We start from the raw sequence: 16,713 nt of genomic DNA on the forward strand, positions 1-16,713 counted from the left end.
ATGGCTCCAGATCCGGCATCCGCCAGTCGAACGATATCCAACGCCGCATTCGTGCTGCGGGCATAAGAAAAGGCGGCCTTTCGGCCGCCTCTTCCCTCCTCTCCAAACCGTGTTGGCCGGGCTGTCTTTGCGCAGTCCCTGGCCGATCTGGAACTCTATCAGCCGCCCGTCGAATCGGAGTCGGCTGCCGCCATGCGATCGCCCTGCATGTAGGGGATCGGGTTGACGGCTTCACCGTCGACGCGGACTTCGTAATGGAGGTGCGGGCCGGTCGAATTGCCGGTGGTGCCGACGAAACCGATCACGTCGCCCTTATGGACCATCTGGCCTTCGGCAACGTTGAGGCGCGACATATGGCCGTAACGGGTTTCGAGATCGCCGCCGTGTTCCAGCGCAACGAAGAGGCCATAGCCGCCGAACCAGGCGGCCTTGCCGACGACACCGTCGGCAGTGGCATAAATGGGCGTGCCGATCGGGGCGCCGAGATCGATGCCCTTGTGGGCACGGCGACCGCCGAGGATCGGGTGGTTGCGCATGCCGAAGCTGCTGGTCAGCTTGAGACCTTCAAGCGGCGTGCGCGAAGGGATCGAGACCGCGCCAAGCTTGGCGGCACCGGGGATCGAAGGCTTGGCCTTGGCCGAAGCCAGACCGGTTTCCTCGAAGTTCTGCCAGGAGCTGAAAAGGTTGTGGAACTGTTCGTCTTCTCCGCCGGCCGACTGGTTCGCGGCCTGGGCCGAGCGAAGCGAGGCGGAAATGTCGGCAGCGGCAGCGCTGCTGTTGGCCATCGCCGGGTGAGCGGCGACAAGAGATCCTGCGACGGCGACGGCACCGGTCACTGCGCGGAACTTGGCGAAGAATTTCGTTACGACCACTCGCAATACCTTGTTATCCGCCGCGAGCGTTAGCCTGCGACGCCTGTATTTATGACGAACACGCACAGCGGCGCGTCGCGCAAACCCTTAACTGGAGATGGTCGGAACCCCCCGCCGTCTCGTGATCTGGGGTTATGCCGAACGATTGCGATCAAGCAAGACTGGCGTAGAGATCGCGCGGTAAACCGGCTGCGAGGCGCGCCGAGTCGTTGAACGGCGGCTTAACAGCCCCTCCAAAGTGGCGGGAAACCAGGGTTTTCCAGAGGTCGTTCCGGCTCTCGTTCAACCGTTCGGCGACCTCGGCGAAATGAATTGCGCCGAACCGAACGTGCCGGATTTCATCGTCAAGGATTCGTTGGAGGATGCGCGCGCCGCGCTCGTCGCCATTGGCTTTCACCCGATCGAGGGTGGCCGGGGTAACATCCAGGCCGCGTGCTTCGAGCACCATCGGCACGACGGCGAGCCGGGCGGCCACGTCATGCGACGTCTTTCCCGCCGCTTCCCAAAGGCCGTCATGGGCGGGCAGGGCGCCGTAATGGCTGCCGAGGCCGCGCAGATGACGGTCGATCAGCGCATAATGCATGGCCTCGTCGGCGGCGACCGAGAGGAAATCGCCGACGAAGCGTTCGTCCATTTCGCCGCCGAATCGACCCGCCATGTCGAGTGCAAGGTCGATCGCCACGAATTCGATATGGGCGAGGGCGTGCCAGAGTGCGATTCGCCCGCGTTCCGAGCCGCCCTTGCCGCGCTTGGGCATGCGGCTCGGGGGCAGAAGTTCCGGCGCTTCCGGCCGTCCCGGGACCGTGGGCATGGCCACGTCGAACGCGAAGGAAAGCCGGCCGAGCCGCCAATCGCGCGCGACCTTGCGCGTCATCATGGCCTTCGCGCGTGGATCGCATTCGAGCAGCGCCTCGCGGATCGCGGAAGCGACGGATCGGGTCATTACCGGCGAACGGGACATCAGAGGGCCTTCGCGGCCTCCAGCACCTGCTGGGCGTGGTCCTTGACCTTCACCTTGTTCCACACACGGGCGATCTTCCCGTCCGGTCCGATCAGGTAGGTGGTGCGCACCATGCCCATATAGGTGCGCCCGTAGTTCTGCTTTTCGGTCCAGATGCCGAGCGCGTCGGAGAGGCCGTTTTCCTCTGCGTCCGTGGCGAGCGGGGCCTTGAGATCGTGCTTGGCAATGAAGTTCTGGTGCCTTTTCGCCGAGTCCTTGCTGACGCCGAGCAGTGCCGTGCCTGCCGCTTCGAACTGATCCTTCAGGGCCGAGAACTCGATGTTTTCGGTGGTGCAGCCCGGGGTGCTGTCCTTGGGATAGAAGAACACCACCAGTTTGCGCCCTGCGAAGTCCGAGGCCTTGATGCTGCCGCCTTCGGGCGTTTCGAGCGCGACGTCGGGGAAAGTGTCGCCGGTTTCGGGAAGGCGGGTGGTCATCGGGAAATCTCCAGTGCTTCGTCGAAGGCCTCCGCCCATGCTGCCGCCACTTGCGCGCGGGCCTGGGCCAGGCTGGTTTCGAGGTCCTGCCAGTCGCCATAGCCGCATGCGCGAACAAGCGCCATGCAGGCGGCGCTGACCGGCTTGAGCGAATCGGGCGCCAGCAGGCGGGCGGCCACGAGCAGGCGGGTCAGCACGTCATGTGCCTGCTGCAGGCTGGCCGGGAGCAGGGACTGCGCAGTGAGCAGGCGCAGCGCTTCGCCCAGATCCGCATCCAGGCCGGCGCCGCTGCGAAGCTGGGTGAAGTGAACCAGGAATTCGAGATCGACCAGCCCGCCGCGCATCAGCTTGACGTCGAGCGGACCCTTGGGCGGTTTGTGCTCGGCCATGCGCGCGCGCATTTCCAGGACATCGGTTCGCAGTTTCACCGGATCGCGCGGCGCGGTGAGGACGTCGCGGACGATCGCGGCGAGGCGGCCGCGCGCCTCTTCGCTGCCGTAGAGCGCCCGCGCGCGGCAGAGCGCCATGTGCTCCCAGGTCCAGGCCTGTTCCTGCTGGTAGCGGGCGAAGCTTTCGAGACTGGCGGCGGGGGGGCCTTGCTCGCCAGAGGGGCGCAGGCGCGTGTCTACTTCGTAGAGCGCGCCTTCGGCCGTCTGCACGGAGAGCGCGGCGGTCACGCGCTGGGACAGGCGGTTGTAGTAGAGCGTGGCGCCAAGCGGCCGGCGCCCGTTCGATTCGCCCGCAAAGTCGCCGGTGAACAGGTAGATGAGATCGAGGTCGGAGGCATGGGTGAGCACGCCGCCGCCCATCCGCCCGAGGCCCAGCACTGCCAGCACGCTGTCCGGCACTTCGCCGTGAACCTCCCGGAATTCCGCCACGGCGGCATCGGTGAGAACCACCAATGCGGCTTCGGCGATGCGGCCGAGGGCATGGCCGATCTCCAGCGGATCGTTGACCCCTTCGATCAGCTGCACGCCGAGAGCGAAGCGGCGATCGCCGACTTTGCGGCGCACGGTGTTGAGCTTGCGCTCGTAATCGTCACCGGCTTCGAATCGCCCGAATTCGTCGACCAGCTCGGGCAGGGTGCCGGGCAGGTCGAAGGCGCTGGCGTCGATCAGCGGGTCCAGCAGGTCGGCGCGGCGGGCGAGTGCATCGGCCAGCGGCGGGGCCAGGCTGAGGATCCGCGCCAGCCGTTCGATCAGGGCGGGGCGCGCCTCCAGCAGGCGGAACAGGTTGATCGCGGTGGGCAGGTTGTTGAGCAGTTGCTCCCACCGCGCCATGGCGCGCTCAGGTTCCGGAGCGGCGGCCAGGGCGGCGAGCAGTCCGGGGCGGATCGCCTCGAAAGCCACTCTGGCGGCATCGGACCGCAAGGCGCGCATCCGGCCGGAGAGCCAGCCTTCGATCCGCGAGACCATGGCGTCGGGATCGGCGAAACCCATGCGCATGAGTTCGTCGCGCAGATCCTCCTGAGCCGGCGCCGGCACGGCTACCGCGGAGCCTGCACCGGTTCCACTGCCCGGCGGCAGGTTGGCCATGACCAGTGCATCGTAGCGCTCGCCCACGGCATCGGTGATCCGGGTCAGTTCGGCGATCAGTGCCGCGCCGTCCGGCAGGCCGTCGAGCCGGGCCACTTCGTCAAGCAGGTCTTCCTTCACGGGCAGCGAATGGGTCTGCTGATCCTGCATCATCTGCAGGCGGTGCTCGACAGTGCGCAAACGGTCGTAGCTTTCGCCCAGCAGGCGGGCATCCTCGGGCGGGACCAGGCCCGCTTCGGCCAGGGCATCGAGGGTCGCGCGCGTCCCGCGCAGGCGCAGGGCGGGGTTGCGGCCGCCGTGGATGAGCTGGTGGGTCTGGGCGTAGAACTCCACCTCGCGAATGCCGCCGCGGCCTTTCTTGAGGTCGAAGCCGGGGCCGACCGTCACGCTGCCGCGGCTATTGGCGCGAATCTGCGCGGTGAGGCGACCGATCTCGGCAATGGCGCCGAAATCGAGGCTCTTGCGCCAGACGAACGAGCGGATCGCGGCGAGGAAAGCCTCCCCCGCGGCAATGTCGCCCGAGCAGGCGCGGGCGCGGATGAAGGCGGCGCGTTCCCAGGCCAGGGCGGATGATTCGTAATGAGTCAGCGCGCCGTTGATCGAGATCGCCAGCGGACTGACCTCGGAGGCCGGGCGCAGGCGCAGATCGGTGCGGAACACGTAGCCCTCGTCGGTCACGCCGGCCAGCGTTTCCACCACGGCGCGCGCCACGCGCTGGGCCGCTTCGCCCGGTTCGTCGCGTTCGCGGCGGGGGAGCAGCTGGGGGTCGAACAGCAGGATCGGATCGATGTCCGAGCTGTAGTTCAGCTCGCCCGCGCCGTGCTTGCCGAGGGCGAGGGCCAGGAAACCGGCCGGCTCGGCATCGGGCACGCGGCGGCGGATGCCTTCCGCGATGGCGGCGTCCAGCGCGCGGTCGGCCAGGGCGGACAGTTCGCCCGTTACCTTGAGCAACGGGAAGGCTCCGGCCAGGTCGCCGATGGCGAGCGCAAGGGCCAGGGCCTGCTTCTCGCGCCGCAAAGCCGCGCCGACGCTGGGCGCGCCTTCGCCGGCGGCACGCGCCCAGTCCAGGGCGGCATCGCCTTGTCCGGCGGCGAGCCTTTCGGTCAACGCGGGCAGGCGGTCCAGCGCGCTGGAGAGGTAGGGAGCATGGGCGCGGGCACGGGCGATCGCGCCGGTCCAGTCGGCCTGAGGTGCGGCATTGGGTTCGGCATCCATCCCGGCTTCCTGCCCGCCGCTGCCGCGCAGGGCAAGCGCCTGCGGCCACGGGAATGCCAATTCGGGGCGGCAGGCCGGCGTACCCGGTGACATTGCGGCATTGCCCCGAAGGCGGCGCTCTTCTATCGGCTCGGCCATTCGCGGCGGCAGGCCTTGCTCCGCGGCTGAAGGAGGTTGCCCCGTGACGTTCGCCCTTCCCCCCGAATGGCATGCCCAGGACTGGATCTGGATCGGATTTCCGCACGATCCCGTGGAATGGCCGGGTTTCCTCGAAGCCGCGCAGGAGCAGATGGCTGCTTTCGCATCCGCCGTTGCCGAATCGGGGCAGGAAGTGCGCCTGGTCGTGCGCGATGAGGCCAACCGGGCGCGGGCGGCCTCGCTGGCCTCGTCGAAAGTGAAGCTGGAAGTGCGCCATTATGGCGATGTCTGGCTGCGCGATACCGGGCCGCTGGTCGTGGCCGACGGCAACCGTGCGCTGAAGGCGATGCGGTTCGGTTTCAATGGCTGGGGCGGCAAGTACCTGATGGACGGCGACCAGGAGATCGGCGCCGAACTGGCGCGCGATGCCGGGCTGGATGTCGAGACCGCGGACTGGATCCTGGAAGGCGGCGCGCTCGACGGGGACGGCACCGGCCTGGTCGCCACCACCGAGCAATGCCTGCTCAATCCCAATCGCAACCCGCACCTGACGCGCGGCGATCTGGAAATGCGGCTCCGGCGCGACCTCGGTTATGACCGGGTGCTGTGGCTGGGTGACGGCCTTATCAACGACCATACCGATGGCCATGTCGACAACCTCGCCCGCTTCGTGGCGGCGAACGTCCTGGCCCTGCCGCGGGCGACGGGCCCGAACGACCCCAATGCCGCCATCTATGCCGACGCCAAGGCCCGTGCCGAGGCCATGGGCGTGACCGTGCGCGAAGTCCCCTCGCCCGGGCGGGTGGAAACGGACGGCCGGATCGAGCCTGCCAGCTACATGAACTTCGCGATCACCTCCAAACTGGTGGTCGTGCCGATCTACGGCACGGAGCATGACGAAGCGGGCGTGGCGGCGATCGCGGACTTGTTCCCCGACCGCGATACCGTGGGCATCATGGCCGACGCGGTTCTGGCCGGCGGTGGCTCGTTCCACTGCTCCAGCCAGCAGATGCCGTCGCGCTGATCGCGGGCGATCCCGGAACCACGGGGTTTAACGGATTGGCAAGGGGTTGGCGTGCATTACCGCATGCATGGCTCGTATCGTCGCACTTGCGCATGGCGCTCAGAACCTCCGGCAGGGTGAACTTCTGCGCGCCGCGCTTGTGTGCGGCTGCGCACTGGCGCTGATTCTGGCCAAGGATGTCCTGCCTTTCTGACCGCCGGTCCAACCGGACCGCGTCGGATGCCGGACAATTTCCATTTCATTTCAAAATATTTTCGATAGCGGCCGGCGGCCTGCCGTTTCTGCTGCACCGCACATCGTGTCTGCTGCGTTGCAGCAAAGAAATGTCACGCAAGTTCGATGCAATCGAAATTATCCTTCCCCAGTTTACCCGTTCGCGTATCTGGAAAAGGAGACTCACCATGCGCCACATGTCTGACGCCGAGCGGACTCGCCTTCGCCAATCGCTTGTCGGTAATTTTCTGCTATTGCTCTTCGGTCTGGGCGTGCTGGGCTTTCTCGTCGCCATCGACAGGGCGGACTGGTTCACCTTGAGGCCGGTTTCGGGCACTTCTGTCGCGCTGTCGCATGCCGCCACATCGGCGCATGGAGGGGATTCCGCCAAGCAATGATCGTCACTGCCTCGCTGCAACCTGTCCAGATCTTCCGCGAAATCTGGAAACCGCTGACCTTGCTGTTCGTGTGGGACATCATCGTCACGGTGACCTATTTCGTGCTGCCCTTCCATGCGCCCGAACTGCCGGTGACGCTGTTCGGCTCCGCGCTGGCGCTGTTCCTCGGCTTCCGAAGCAATTCCGCCTACCAGCGCTGGTGGGAAGGGCGCGGCCTGTGGGGGCTGATGATCAATGCCAGCCGCAACATCGCGCGTGCGGCCCGCAATTTCATGCCCGATCCCGAGGCGGCCGAACTGAAGCGCCGCATCGTCCTGCGCCAGATCGCCTACGTCAACGCGCTGCGCTGCCAGCTGCGCCGCATCAAGCCCGATGCCGAAGTCCTGCGCATGCTGTCGCGCGGGGACGCCGATGCTTCGCTGGAGCGCGCCAACGTGGCGAACGGCATTCTCGACGAGACCGGCCACCGCATCGACGAAGCGCGGCGCAAGGGCTGGATCGACACGATCCAGCAGGCGCAGATGGAGGCCGTTCTGGTCGATATCGCCAATTCCCAAGGCGGGATGGAGCGACTCAAGAACACGCCGCTGCCCTATCAGTACCGTTTCTTCCCGATCGTCTTCACGCACATGTTCTGCATCCTGCTGCCGATCGGCCTGGTGGAGACGCTGGGCGTGGCGACGCCGCTGGGCTCGACGATCGCGGGCATCATGTTCCTGGCGGTACTCGCCATCGGCGACGACCTGGTCGATCCTTTCGCCAACACCGTGCACGACCTGCCGCTCAATGCGATGTGCCGCACGATCGAGATCGACCTTCTCCAGTCCATCGGCGAAGAAGCGCCGCCGCCGATCGTGGCCGACAAGCACGGCGTCCTGTGGTGAGCCGCTCGTGGTGAACGTCTTGTGATGAACGCCGGGCGCGCCTAGGGCGGTCACATGGCCAGAGCAGACCGCCTCGAACGCATGGACAACCGCCGTGCCGACCTTGAAACCGATTACCGCGCCGCGCTGATCGAAGCCTTGCAGGCGACGGCGGCGGGGCAGTGGGGCCTGTTCGGCCACACGAAGGACAAGCAGCACAAGGCCAAGGCGGCGCCGATGCTTGATGCGCTTGGCGAGATGGCCGACGAGATCGACGATCTGCGCGACCAGCTGGACATGGAGCCGTTCGCACTTCACCGCGAATTGCTTGCGGCGCGCGGGCCGGTGCAATCCGACGCCGTTGGCGAGCCCAAGCAGGCGCAGGCCTGGCTGGAGCGGCTGACTCGCGAAGGGTGATTTCGCGGGGGCTGACTCGCGGGGGGCTGATCGCCGTTTCGCCTTCGTGCTAAGGCTGGCGGCGTTTCAGCAAAGGGAATCACCGGCTCATGCGCTCGCTCAAGCGTCTCTCCCAGGATCGCCAAACCGCCAAGGCCAGCGTGGAGCTGGGTAACTGGGTCAAGCTGGATGCGCGCACCGATTTCAGTCCTGCGGGCCTGATCGCCGTGGGTGTGCTGGTCTCCGGGATTCTGCTGAGCACCAGCGTTCTGGTCGCCGCCGCGGGACGCGCTAAGGCGCGGCGGGTGGCGGCGCGTCGGGATCGCTCGCTACCATACTGATTGTCGCGGGAGCGATGCGCGCGGGCGTTTACCGCCATGCCCGCGGGGGGCGGGAATTGCGCTCTTTCAAAGCCTTTTACGGGAAACGAGGAACCGTCGCCCCGCCTTCATGGGGGGCGACGGAGAATGCGCGGCCGCGTGAGCGAGAGGCCGGCAGCGCCGATCGCGCTGCTGCCCGGTCACTCCGGCGTGGCGAACCAGATGACGTGCTTCGGACCCTTGCCGTTGCTGCGCGAGGAGACCTTCACTTCGTCCACCTTGAATCCGGCGCGTTCCAGGCGGCGGGTGAAGGCGGGGTCCGCACCGGCAGACCAGATCGCCAGAACGCCGTCCGGCGTCAGGGCATTGCGCGCCGCGCGCAGGCCGACCTTCGAATAGATCTGGTTGTTGTCCTCGCGCACGAGGCCGTCGGGGCCGTTGTCGACATCCAGCAGGATGGCGTCGTAGGCCGCGCGCGATCCGTCGATGATGTGGGCGACATCGCCCATCACCAGGTTCACGCGCGGATTGTCCAGGCAGCCCTGCGCCAGTTCGGCCATCGGCCCGCGCGCCCATTCGATGATCTCGGGCACGAGTTCGACGACGGTGAGCTTGGAATCCTCAGGCAGGGTACGCAGCGCCGCGCGCAGGGTGAAGCCCATGCCGTAGCCGCCGATCAGCATGTGCGGGCGCTTGGTCACGCCCTTGATGCGATCCCAGGCCATGGTGGCGAGCGCTTCCTCGCTGCCCCACTTGCGCGTGGACATCAGCTCGTTGTGGCCCAGCACGATCATGTAGTCCTGATCGTGCCTGTAGAGTTCCAGCTTCTCCCCATCGGGGATCCACGCGGTGTCGATCAGTTCGCGCTTGATCATGCCGGCATGTCCGCACGAAGGTCGGGCGCGGTGGCTTCGACCTTGAGCAGGGCGATCGCCTCGTCGAGGGTCATGACCTTCTGGTGCTCGGCGCCGAGGGTACGCAGGGCGACGGTCTGTTCCTCCGCCTCGCGCTTGCCGACGACCAGCAGGTGCGGAACCTTCTTCAGCGAGTGTTCGCGCACCTTGTAGTTGATCTTCTCGTTGCGCACGTCGGTCTCGACGCGCACCCCGGCGGCCTTGAGCTTCTTCGTCACTTCCTGCGCATAGTCGTCGGCATCGGAAACGATCGTGGCGACCACGGCCTGGACCGGGGCGAGCCAGATCGGCAGCTTGCCGGCGAAGTGCTCGATCAGGATGCCGATGAAGCGCTCATAGGAACCGAAGATCGCGCGGTGCAGCATGACCGGGCGGTGGCGCGCGCCATCCTCGCCGATGTAGCTGGCGTCGAGACGCTCGGGCAGCATGCGGTCGGACTGGATCGTGCCGACCTGCCAGGTGCGGCCGATCGCATCGGTAAGATGCCATTCCAGCTTGGGCGCATAGAAGGCGCCTTCGCCGGGCAGTTCTTCCCAGCCATATTCCTCGGTGGCGAGACCCGCGCGCACGACGGCGTCGCGCAGTTCGGCCTCGGCCTTGTCCCACTGCTCGTCGGTGCCGATGCGGTTATCGGGGCGCAGTGCCAGCTTGATCGCGTACGTGAAGCCGAAGTCCTTGTAGACCCGGTCCGCCATCTCGCAGAAGGCCTGCACTTCGCCGACGATCTGGTCTTCGCGGCAGAAGATGTGGCCGTCGTCCTGCGTGAACTGGCGCACGCGCATCAGCCCGTGCAGCGCGCCGTGCGGCTCGTTGCGGTGGCAGCAGCCGTTCTCGACCAAGCGCAGCGGCAGATCGCGGTAGGACTTGATGCCCTGCTTGAAGATCAGGATGTGCGCCGGGCAGTTCATCGGCTTGAGCGCCATCCACTGGGCGTCGTCCGAGATGATCGGGCCGTCGTCCTCGGTGTTGGGCACTTCGTCGGGGATGACGAACATGTTCTCGCGGTACTTGCCCCAGTGGCCGGAGGCTTCCCACTGCCGCGCGTCCATGACCTGCGGCGTCTTCACTTCCTTGCAGTCCGCCTGGCCGATCGCGCGGCGCATGTAGTCTTCGAGGGCGCGATAGATCACGTAGCCCTTGGGGTGCCAGAACACCGAGCCGTGCGCTTCGGCCTGGAGGTGGAAGAGGTCCATCTCGTTACCCAGCTTGCGGTGGTCGCGCTTGGCGGCTTCCTCAAGGCGCGTCAGGTGCGCGGCGAGCTGCTTCTTGTTCAGCCAGCCGGTGCCGTAGATGCGGCTGAGCATCACGTTCTTCTGGTCGCCGCGCCAGTAGGCGCCGGAAACGCGCGTCAGCTTGAAGGCGGCCGGGTCCAGCTTGCCGGTGGAGGGCAGGTGCGGGCCGCGGCACATGTCCAGCCAGTCCTCGCCCGACCAGTAGACCGTCAGCGGCTCGTCGCCCGGAAGTTCGGCGGCCCATTCGGCCTTGAAGTTCTCACCCTGCTGCTTCCAGCGGCTGATCAGCGTCTCGCGGTCCCACACCTCGCGGCGCAGCGGCTTGTTGGCGGCGATGATCTTGCGCATCTCCGCCTCGATGGCGGGCAGGTCGTCGTCGGTGAACGGCCCGCGCTCCGGATTGGGCGCGAAGTCGTAGTAGAAGCCGTCGTCCGTCGAGGGGCCGAAGGTGATCTGCGTGCCGGGGAACAGCGCCTGCACCGCTTCGGCCAGGACGTGCGCGAAGTCGTGCCGGGCCAGGTCCAGCGCCTCTTCCTCGTCACGGCTGGTGACGAGCGCGAGATTGGCGTCGCCCTTGAAGGGCAGGCTCAGGTCCACCAGTTCGCCGTCGATCTTCGCGGCCAGCGCGGCCTTGGCAAGGCCGGGGCCGATAGCGGCGGCGACGTCGGCCGGGGTGGAGCCTTCGGGCATTTCGCGAACCGAACCGTCGGGCAGGCTGATCTTGAACATCTCGGACATGGACGAACTCATCTCTCGTTTGCCCCATGCCATACCAGAGCATGCGGGCGGAAAACCTTTGGGGCGCCATGGCACAGGCGGACCGCCGGGTGAAGGTGCGGCGTCAGCAGGATCGGCGCTATTTTCGGGAGAGTGACGCCGCTCGCCCGAACGCCGGGCGACGGTGGCTGCGCCTTCAGCCCGCGACCAACCGTCCCCGGAAGCACCGGGTGGTAGTAGTCGTGGTCAAGGTGCGCAGCTGCGTCATCGCCCGAGCATGTAGCAATTCCCGCGCGAAAAGTCACCCCGCCAGAGCGACCGAGGTGATGTAAAGGCTCCTTGACTAAATGGAGTCGTCATGACAATGGTCCTTTACACATGGTCATGTACCCTTGACCTAGAGACTGAGAAAGGAACTCCAGATGGCAGGCACACAGCAGGCGCGTCGCCGCTACATGATGCGCTTCTTGCCGATCACTCTGGCCTATGTGGCCGGGATCGCGCTGGCGACGGCGCTGATTCCCGATCATGCACCGGCCGACGTGCGGACTATCTCGCTCTCCATCCTGCCAGGCCTTGCCGTGATCGGGTGGCTCTGGGCGATGGGCCGCCTGCTCGTCGAACTGGAAGACGAATATCTGCGCATGCTGGAAGTCCGCAAATTTCTGGTCGCCACCGGCATGACCCTGGCGGCGACGAGCATGTGGGGCATTCTCGAACTCTACTCGCCGGAAGTTCCCCGGTTTCCCGTGTTCTTCGTAATGCCGCTATGGTGTCTGGGGCTGGCGGTTGGAGCTCTGTTCAATCGCCTGACGTTCGGAAGCATGAAGGCCGGGGCGGATCACTCTTGAAGAACCGCCTCAAGGTCCTGCGCGCCGAGCGTAGCTGGAGCCAGCAAGACCTCGCCGATCGCCTGGAGGTGAGCCGTCAGAGCGTGAACGCCATCGAAACCGGCAAGTACGACCCCTCGCTGCCACTGGCATTTCGCATTGCCGAGGTCTTTGCTATGAGGATCGAGGAAATATTCCTGAAGGGGTGAGCGATGTCGGGTCGAATTGGCGGGATAGGCTTGTGGATGGCGGCGGCGCTTGCGCTCGCCATCGGCCTGATCCTGCTCGATGCGCGCACCTCCAGCCATCGCAAGGTCGAAAGCGCCGAGGCCACGCCTGGAACCGTGATCGTGCGCGTGATCGGGCCGGCGCTGCTCTGATCTGCTCCTGATATGGCCGGCTGCCGATCCTTCAGTGGATCGTCGGCTTGCGCCGCGCCCAGGCCAGGCGCTCCACCCCGGTTGCCACAAGCCAGCCCACGGTCATGCAGATGAAGGGCATGACCGGATAATGGAAGCGTGACTGCCCGGAAAACAGCAGGCAGATCAGCGTCGGATAGAGCGCCACGCCGTAAGGCAGCAGCCACCATCCCGCCCAGCGCGTCCTTTCGCGCAGGCGGCGCAAGGTCATTACCGCGAAAGCCGCCGCGAACCCGATCATCAGCAGCGCGTAGTAGCCCTGGTTGGCATAGCGGACCGCGCGGTAGAATGCCTCGAAGCGGGGATAGTTCGGTGCGCCGCCCTGATAGGCCCATTCCGCCTCTCCGTCCGGCAGCCAGAGGCGCATGAGCTTCCTGGGCGCCAGAGCGGCGAACTTGACGGGATTCTCGCGGATCCACGCGAGACCCATGCGCGCGGCCTCCTTGTCGCTGGCCACCTCGTCGAGGTCGGTCCGCGCCATGAACCGCTGCACGACCGGGGCGTTCGGCGTGAAATCGCCGGTGGCGCTGTCATGGTTGCCGGTCAGCAGGGTGTAGCCGCCATTGGTGGAGACGGCGACCCAGTGGCCGAGCCGGGCGTGGTTGCGCGCCGTCCACGGCGCCACCACCAGTGCCGCGACGGCGATGACGATCAAGCCCTCCACCAGCAGGCCGGGAAGCCGGCGCCACATGCCCCGCGCGCGCAGCCAGTCGATGGCGAAGATCAGAGGTACCACCACCAGCGTCTGCGCTTTCACCAGGGTCGCGAAACCGAAGATCAGTCCCGCGCCGATCAGCTGCCAGCGGTTGGTGCGCGCCATCACCGCCCAGCAGCCCGCGAGCAGCAGCATGGTGTAGAACACTTCGGTCAGCGCGAGCGGGACGTAGGCGATGGCATTGGGATAGACCGCCAGCAGCAGCAGGCCGCCGCGCGCCGCCGCCTCGCTGCCGAAGATGTGGCGGCCCAGCGCCAGCGTCAGCAACCCGGTCAGCATCGAGGCGCCCAGGTTGAACAGTCCCAGCGAGACTTGCGAAATGCCGAACTGGTGGAACATCACGGAAAGCGCCAGCGGCAGGCCCGGGGGCCAGAACGCGGTCGGCAGGCCCTTGTCCATGTAGCCCTGCCCAGCGGCGAGACCCGCCGCGCGCGCAAAGTAGGACGCGGCGTCGGATGTGGGCGTCACGTCGATCAGCAGCACCGCCACGCGCAGCGCGAAATAGAGCGCCCAGATCGCCAGCAGCACCGACCGCTCGGTGGCGAACCATTCGAGGCGCAGGGCGAGCCGGCTGGGGCGGGTCGGAAAGTCGAGAATCTGCGCGGACATTCTTGGACGACTTCCTGTTTCCGGCGCTCGGGCCGCGACCTGGTGCAGATGCCTTCAGGGCATCTTACGATCGGCGCCTGTCCGCCAAATTCGCCCTCGGCAAATTCCAGATGGCCTCTTAAGCCGCGATCGGTGTGGGCCGCAACCGGAACTCTGCCGATATCCGGGCCTTGTCCTCGCTGCCGCGCGACCCCAGATGGGCGGCCATGACCGAGACACGTTATCTGGAGCTGCCCGACGGGCGCCGTATCGCCCACCGTTTCACCCCCGGCACCGGCCCCACGATCGTGTTCCTGCCCGGCTACATGTCGGACATGGCGGGCAGCAAGGCCACGGCCCTGTTCGAGATGGCCCAGGCCAGCGGCCGCCCCTGCCTGCTGCTCGACTATTCCGGCTGCGGCGACAGTCCGGGCGATTTCGCCGAAGGCACGCTCTCCCGCTGGCGGGACGAGGTCCTTGCCGTGATCGCCGCCGCCGCGCTGGAACAGGTGGTGCTGGTGGGCTCGTCCATGGGCGGCTGGCTCATGCTGATGGTGGCAGAGGCGCTGGCCGGCAAGGTGCGCGGCCTGATCGGCGTGGCGGCCGCGCCGGACTTCACCGACTGGGGCATCGCCCAGATGGACAAGAACATTCTGGCGGATGGCGAAACGCTCTGGGAAGACAATCCCTACGGTCCCGAACCTACCCCCAGTCACCCCGGTTTCTGGGCGGACGGCCAGGCCAACCTCATGCTCGGCAAGGAAATCGCCTTCGACGGTCCGGTTCGCCTGCTGCACGGCCAGCGCGACGCCGAGGTGCCCTGGGACGTTTCGGTGAAACTGGCCGAGCGCCTGCGTTCAGCCGACGTGCAGGTCGCGCTGATCAAGGACGGTGACCACCGCCTCTCGCGCGAGTCCGACATCCACCTGCTTCTCCGCACGGTTGCCGAACTGGTCCTCGCCCGCGATCCGGCGGCTTGATCCTGCCCTGATCCTGCTAGGACCGTCTTTCCATGCCCATCCTTCTTCCCCTCATGCTGATGCAATCCACCCTCGACGCGGGGGGCATTTCCAGCCCTTACGCCTCGGCGCTCCCGCGTGAGATCGTCGAGAAGAAGGAGGACGAGGAACGCAAGCGCCGCACCGAATCGGCGCAGTTCGCAGGGCCTTTGCCGCTCCGCGCCGAGAACGGCTGCCTGCTGGCGGTGGAGGCCGATCCCGAGCGCTCGGCCGAAGTGGCGCGCAAGGCGCTTTCCAGCGCCCAGGGCCGCGAGCGCGTGCGTGCGGGGTTGTGCCTGGGCGTGGCGCTGGCCGATCTCGACCGCTGGGCCGAGGCGCGCACGGTCTTCGTCCAGGCCCGTGATGCCGCCGATCCCGGCGACCATCTCAGCCGCGCCCGGCTGGGCGCCATGGCGGGCAATGCCGCCCTGGCCGACGGCAAGGCAGGCGAGGCGCTGACCCTGCTGGCGCCCGCCGCAGTGGAGGCCAAGACCGCCAGCGACGGCTCGCTCGGCGCGTCCATCGCGCTCGACCGCGCCCGCGCGCTCGTCTCGCTGGGCCAGAACGAGGAAGCCGGGCGGGCGCTTGCCGATGCCCGCACCGCCGATCCCGACAATCCGCAGGCCTGGCTGCTCTCCGCCACGCTTGCGCGCCGCCAGAAGCAGTTGATCGAGGCACAGACCCAGATCGAGAAGGCTGCGCAGCTCGCCCCGCAGGATGCGGAGATCGGGCTGGAAGCTGGCGTGATCGCCGTGCTCGGCGGGCGCGACGATGCCGCCCGGCGCAGCTGGAACTCCGTGGTCACGATGAGTCCTGAAAGCCCGTCCGCCGCCACCGCCAAGGAATATCTCGCCCAGCTTGGGCCGGAAGGAACATCGAAGCCATGACGCCACTCTCCGTCCTCGATCTCGTCTCCGTGCGCGAAGGCGGCACTGTCGCCGAAGCGCTCGCCATTTCCGCCCGCACCGCGCAGGCCGCCGAAAAGGCCGGCTATTCGCGCTACTGGGTGGCGGAACACCACGGCATGGACGGGATCGCGGGCGGAGCCACGTCGGTCGTGCTCGCGCATATCGGCGCGGCCACCTCCACGATCCGCATCGGCGCGGGCGGCATCATGCTGCCCAATCACACGCCCTACATCATCGCCGAGCAGTTCGGCACGCTGGCTGCGCTGTTCCCCGGCCGCGTCGACCTTGGCCTCGGCCGCGCGGCGGGTGCGGACGGGCGGCTCGCCAATGCCCTGCGCAAGGACATCCACGGCGCGTCCGAGCGGTTCCCGCAGGATGTCGTGGAACTCCAGGCCCGCTTCGCCGGACAGGCGGTGGGCGGCGTTTCCTCGCCCCAGGCCGACGGCGCGGACGTGCAGATGTGGATCCTCGGCTCCAGCCTGTTCGGTGCCCAACTCGCGGCCATGCTCGGCCTGCCCTATGCTTTCGCCTCGCACTTCGCGCCCGCCATGCTCGATGAGGCCGCCCGGATCTACCGCGAGCGCTTCGAGCCCGGCAAAGTGCTGGACAAGCCGCACTTCATGGCCGGCATCAATGTCGTCGCCGCCGATACCGACGAGGAGGCGCGCTATCTTGCCTCCTCCACGGACCAGAGCTTCGTCGCCCTGCGCACCGGGTCGCCCGGCCGCCTGCCGCCGCCGATCCGCGATTATCGCGAAGGGTTGCCGGGCGCCGCCAAGGCGATGCTGGAGCAAGTGCGCTCGGTCAGCGCGGTGGGCACCCCGGCGCGGGTGCGGGACGAGATCAGGGCCTTCGTGGAGCGCACCCAGGCGGACGAGCTGATCGTTTCCGGCGCGATCTTCGATCCCGATGCCCAGATCCGTTCGCTGGAACTGACGATGGGTGCCTTCGAGGAAGCTCGGGCCTGAGGGCCGTCCTTCG

At 67.0% G+C, this 16,713-nt stretch carries 19 protein-coding genes; 12 read left to right on the forward strand and 7 right to left on the reverse strand.

What is annotated here, in order from left to right:
* Nucleotides 1–158: 158 nt before the first annotated feature.
* The 4 genes from ACZ1J6_RS18665 to ACZ1J6_RS18680 all read right to left on the reverse strand — a co-directional run bounded on the left by ACZ1J6_RS18665 (nucleotide 159) and on the right by ACZ1J6_RS18680 (nucleotide 5,059).
* Nucleotides 159–872 carry a M23 family metallopeptidase gene (locus tag ACZ1J6_RS18665; RefSeq protein ID WP_465127723.1) on the reverse strand — a complete coding sequence of 238 codons (714 nt, stop codon included), beginning with the start codon at nucleotides 870–872 and terminating at the stop codon, nucleotides 159–161.
* A 151-nt stretch (nucleotides 873–1,023) separates the two neighbouring features.
* Nucleotides 1,024–1,815: a ferritin-like domain-containing protein gene (locus tag ACZ1J6_RS18670; protein ID WP_465127724.1), complete on the reverse strand. Its 792-nt coding sequence runs from the start codon at nucleotides 1,813–1,815 to the stop codon at nucleotides 1,024–1,026.
* Nucleotides 1,816–1,832: 17 nt separating this feature from the next.
* A complete protein-coding gene (locus ACZ1J6_RS18675; protein ID WP_132269691.1) occupies nucleotides 1,833–2,309 on the reverse strand; it encodes a peroxiredoxin in 477 nt (158 codons plus the stop codon).
* On the reverse strand, nucleotides 2,306–5,059 hold the full coding sequence (locus ACZ1J6_RS18680) for a bifunctional [glutamine synthetase] adenylyltransferase/[glutamine synthetase]-adenylyl-L-tyrosine phosphorylase (RefSeq protein WP_465128273.1): 2,754 nt from the start codon (nucleotides 5,057–5,059) through the stop codon (nucleotides 2,306–2,308). Before ACZ1J6_RS18680 ends, ACZ1J6_RS18675 begins: the two co-directional genes overlap by 4 nt.
* 181 nt (nucleotides 5,060–5,240) lie before the next feature.
* Here ACZ1J6_RS18680 and ACZ1J6_RS18685 point away from each other — a divergent pair, with 181 nt between their 5' ends.
* The 6 genes from ACZ1J6_RS18685 to ACZ1J6_RS18710 all read left to right on the forward strand — a co-directional run bounded on the left by ACZ1J6_RS18685 (nucleotide 5,241) and on the right by ACZ1J6_RS18710 (nucleotide 8,432).
* Nucleotides 5,241–6,221: an agmatine deiminase family protein gene (locus ACZ1J6_RS18685; RefSeq protein WP_465127725.1), complete on the forward strand. Its 981-nt coding sequence runs from the start codon at nucleotides 5,241–5,243 to the stop codon at nucleotides 6,219–6,221.
* 67 nt (nucleotides 6,222–6,288) lie between these two features.
* Nucleotides 6,289–6,414 (forward strand): hypothetical protein, encoded by a 126-nt coding sequence (locus tag ACZ1J6_RS18690; protein WP_279587461.1) that lies wholly within the window; start codon nucleotides 6,289–6,291, stop codon nucleotides 6,412–6,414.
* A complete protein-coding gene (locus ACZ1J6_RS18695) occupies nucleotides 6,398–6,832 on the forward strand; it encodes a hypothetical protein (RefSeq protein ID WP_243841285.1) in 435 nt (144 codons plus the stop codon). Before ACZ1J6_RS18690 ends, ACZ1J6_RS18695 begins: the two co-directional genes overlap by 17 nt.
* The gene (locus ACZ1J6_RS18700) at nucleotides 6,829–7,716 is read left to right on the forward strand and encodes a bestrophin family protein (protein WP_132269694.1); all 888 of its coding nucleotides are present in this window, start codon (nucleotides 6,829–6,831) and stop codon (nucleotides 7,714–7,716) included. Before ACZ1J6_RS18695 ends, ACZ1J6_RS18700 begins: the two co-directional genes overlap by 4 nt.
* A 54-nt stretch (nucleotides 7,717–7,770) precedes the next feature.
* The gene (locus ACZ1J6_RS18705; protein WP_465127726.1) at nucleotides 7,771–8,112 is read left to right on the forward strand and encodes a hypothetical protein; all 342 of its coding nucleotides are present in this window, start codon (nucleotides 7,771–7,773) and stop codon (nucleotides 8,110–8,112) included.
* 89 nt (nucleotides 8,113–8,201) lie between these two features.
* Nucleotides 8,202–8,432: a hypothetical protein gene (locus ACZ1J6_RS18710; protein ID WP_465127727.1), complete on the forward strand. Its 231-nt coding sequence runs from the start codon at nucleotides 8,202–8,204 to the stop codon at nucleotides 8,430–8,432.
* Nucleotides 8,433–8,611: 179 nt separating this feature from the next.
* On the opposite strand, the gene ACZ1J6_RS18715 is transcribed toward ACZ1J6_RS18710, so the two are convergent.
* Together ACZ1J6_RS18715 and thrS are read right to left on the reverse strand one after the other, a co-directional pair.
* Entirely contained in the window at nucleotides 8,612–9,286 is a 675-nt protein-coding gene (locus tag ACZ1J6_RS18715; protein WP_134096289.1) for a spermine/spermidine synthase domain-containing protein, read from the reverse strand.
* Entirely contained in the window at nucleotides 9,283–11,295 is a 2,013-nt protein-coding gene (gene thrS, locus ACZ1J6_RS18720) for a threonine--tRNA ligase (RefSeq protein WP_465127728.1), read from the reverse strand. The genes ACZ1J6_RS18715 and thrS overlap by 4 nt, the downstream gene beginning before the upstream one ends.
* Nucleotides 11,296–11,696: 401 nt before the next feature.
* Between thrS and ACZ1J6_RS18725 the strand changes: the two genes are divergently transcribed.
* The 3 genes from ACZ1J6_RS18725 to ACZ1J6_RS18735 are packed head-to-tail and all read left to right on the forward strand — an operon-like array spanning nucleotide 11,697 to nucleotide 12,484.
* A complete protein-coding gene (locus tag ACZ1J6_RS18725; protein WP_132269702.1) occupies nucleotides 11,697–12,125 on the forward strand; it encodes a hypothetical protein in 429 nt (142 codons plus the stop codon).
* Nucleotides 12,122–12,313 (forward strand): helix-turn-helix transcriptional regulator, encoded by a 192-nt coding sequence (locus tag ACZ1J6_RS18730; RefSeq protein ID WP_132269704.1) that lies wholly within the window; start codon nucleotides 12,122–12,124, stop codon nucleotides 12,311–12,313. Before ACZ1J6_RS18725 ends, ACZ1J6_RS18730 begins: the two co-directional genes overlap by 4 nt.
* 3 nt (nucleotides 12,314–12,316) lie before the next feature.
* The gene (locus tag ACZ1J6_RS18735; RefSeq protein WP_165921540.1) at nucleotides 12,317–12,484 is read left to right on the forward strand and encodes a hypothetical protein; all 168 of its coding nucleotides are present in this window, start codon (nucleotides 12,317–12,319) and stop codon (nucleotides 12,482–12,484) included.
* A 31-nt stretch (nucleotides 12,485–12,515) separates the two neighbouring features.
* Here the strand turns inward: ACZ1J6_RS18735 and ACZ1J6_RS18740 are convergent, their stop codons facing one another.
* Nucleotides 12,516–13,847: a glycosyltransferase family 39 protein gene (locus ACZ1J6_RS18740; protein WP_465127729.1), complete on the reverse strand. Its 1,332-nt coding sequence runs from the start codon at nucleotides 13,845–13,847 to the stop codon at nucleotides 12,516–12,518.
* 206 nt (nucleotides 13,848–14,053) lie between these two features.
* Between ACZ1J6_RS18740 and ACZ1J6_RS18745 the strand changes: the two genes are divergently transcribed.
* From ACZ1J6_RS18745 to ACZ1J6_RS18755, 3 genes are read left to right on the forward strand one after another with little or no spacing between them, the layout of a single operon-like run.
* Complete coding sequence (locus tag ACZ1J6_RS18745) at nucleotides 14,054–14,806, forward strand: alpha/beta fold hydrolase (protein WP_465127730.1); 753 nt, start codon at nucleotides 14,054–14,056, stop codon at nucleotides 14,804–14,806.
* A gap of 32 nt (nucleotides 14,807–14,838) precedes the next feature.
* Nucleotides 14,839–15,711: a tetratricopeptide repeat protein gene (locus ACZ1J6_RS18750; protein ID WP_465127731.1), complete on the forward strand. Its 873-nt coding sequence runs from the start codon at nucleotides 14,839–14,841 to the stop codon at nucleotides 15,709–15,711.
* Nucleotides 15,708–16,700, forward strand: coding sequence for an LLM class flavin-dependent oxidoreductase (locus ACZ1J6_RS18755; protein WP_132269712.1), 993 nt, complete (start codon nucleotides 15,708–15,710; stop codon nucleotides 16,698–16,700). The genes ACZ1J6_RS18750 and ACZ1J6_RS18755 overlap by 4 nt, the downstream gene beginning before the upstream one ends.
* The last annotated feature ends 13 nt before the right edge of the window (nucleotides 16,701–16,713 follow it).

This window comes from Novosphingobium sp. BL-S-21, from assembly GCF_055521655.1.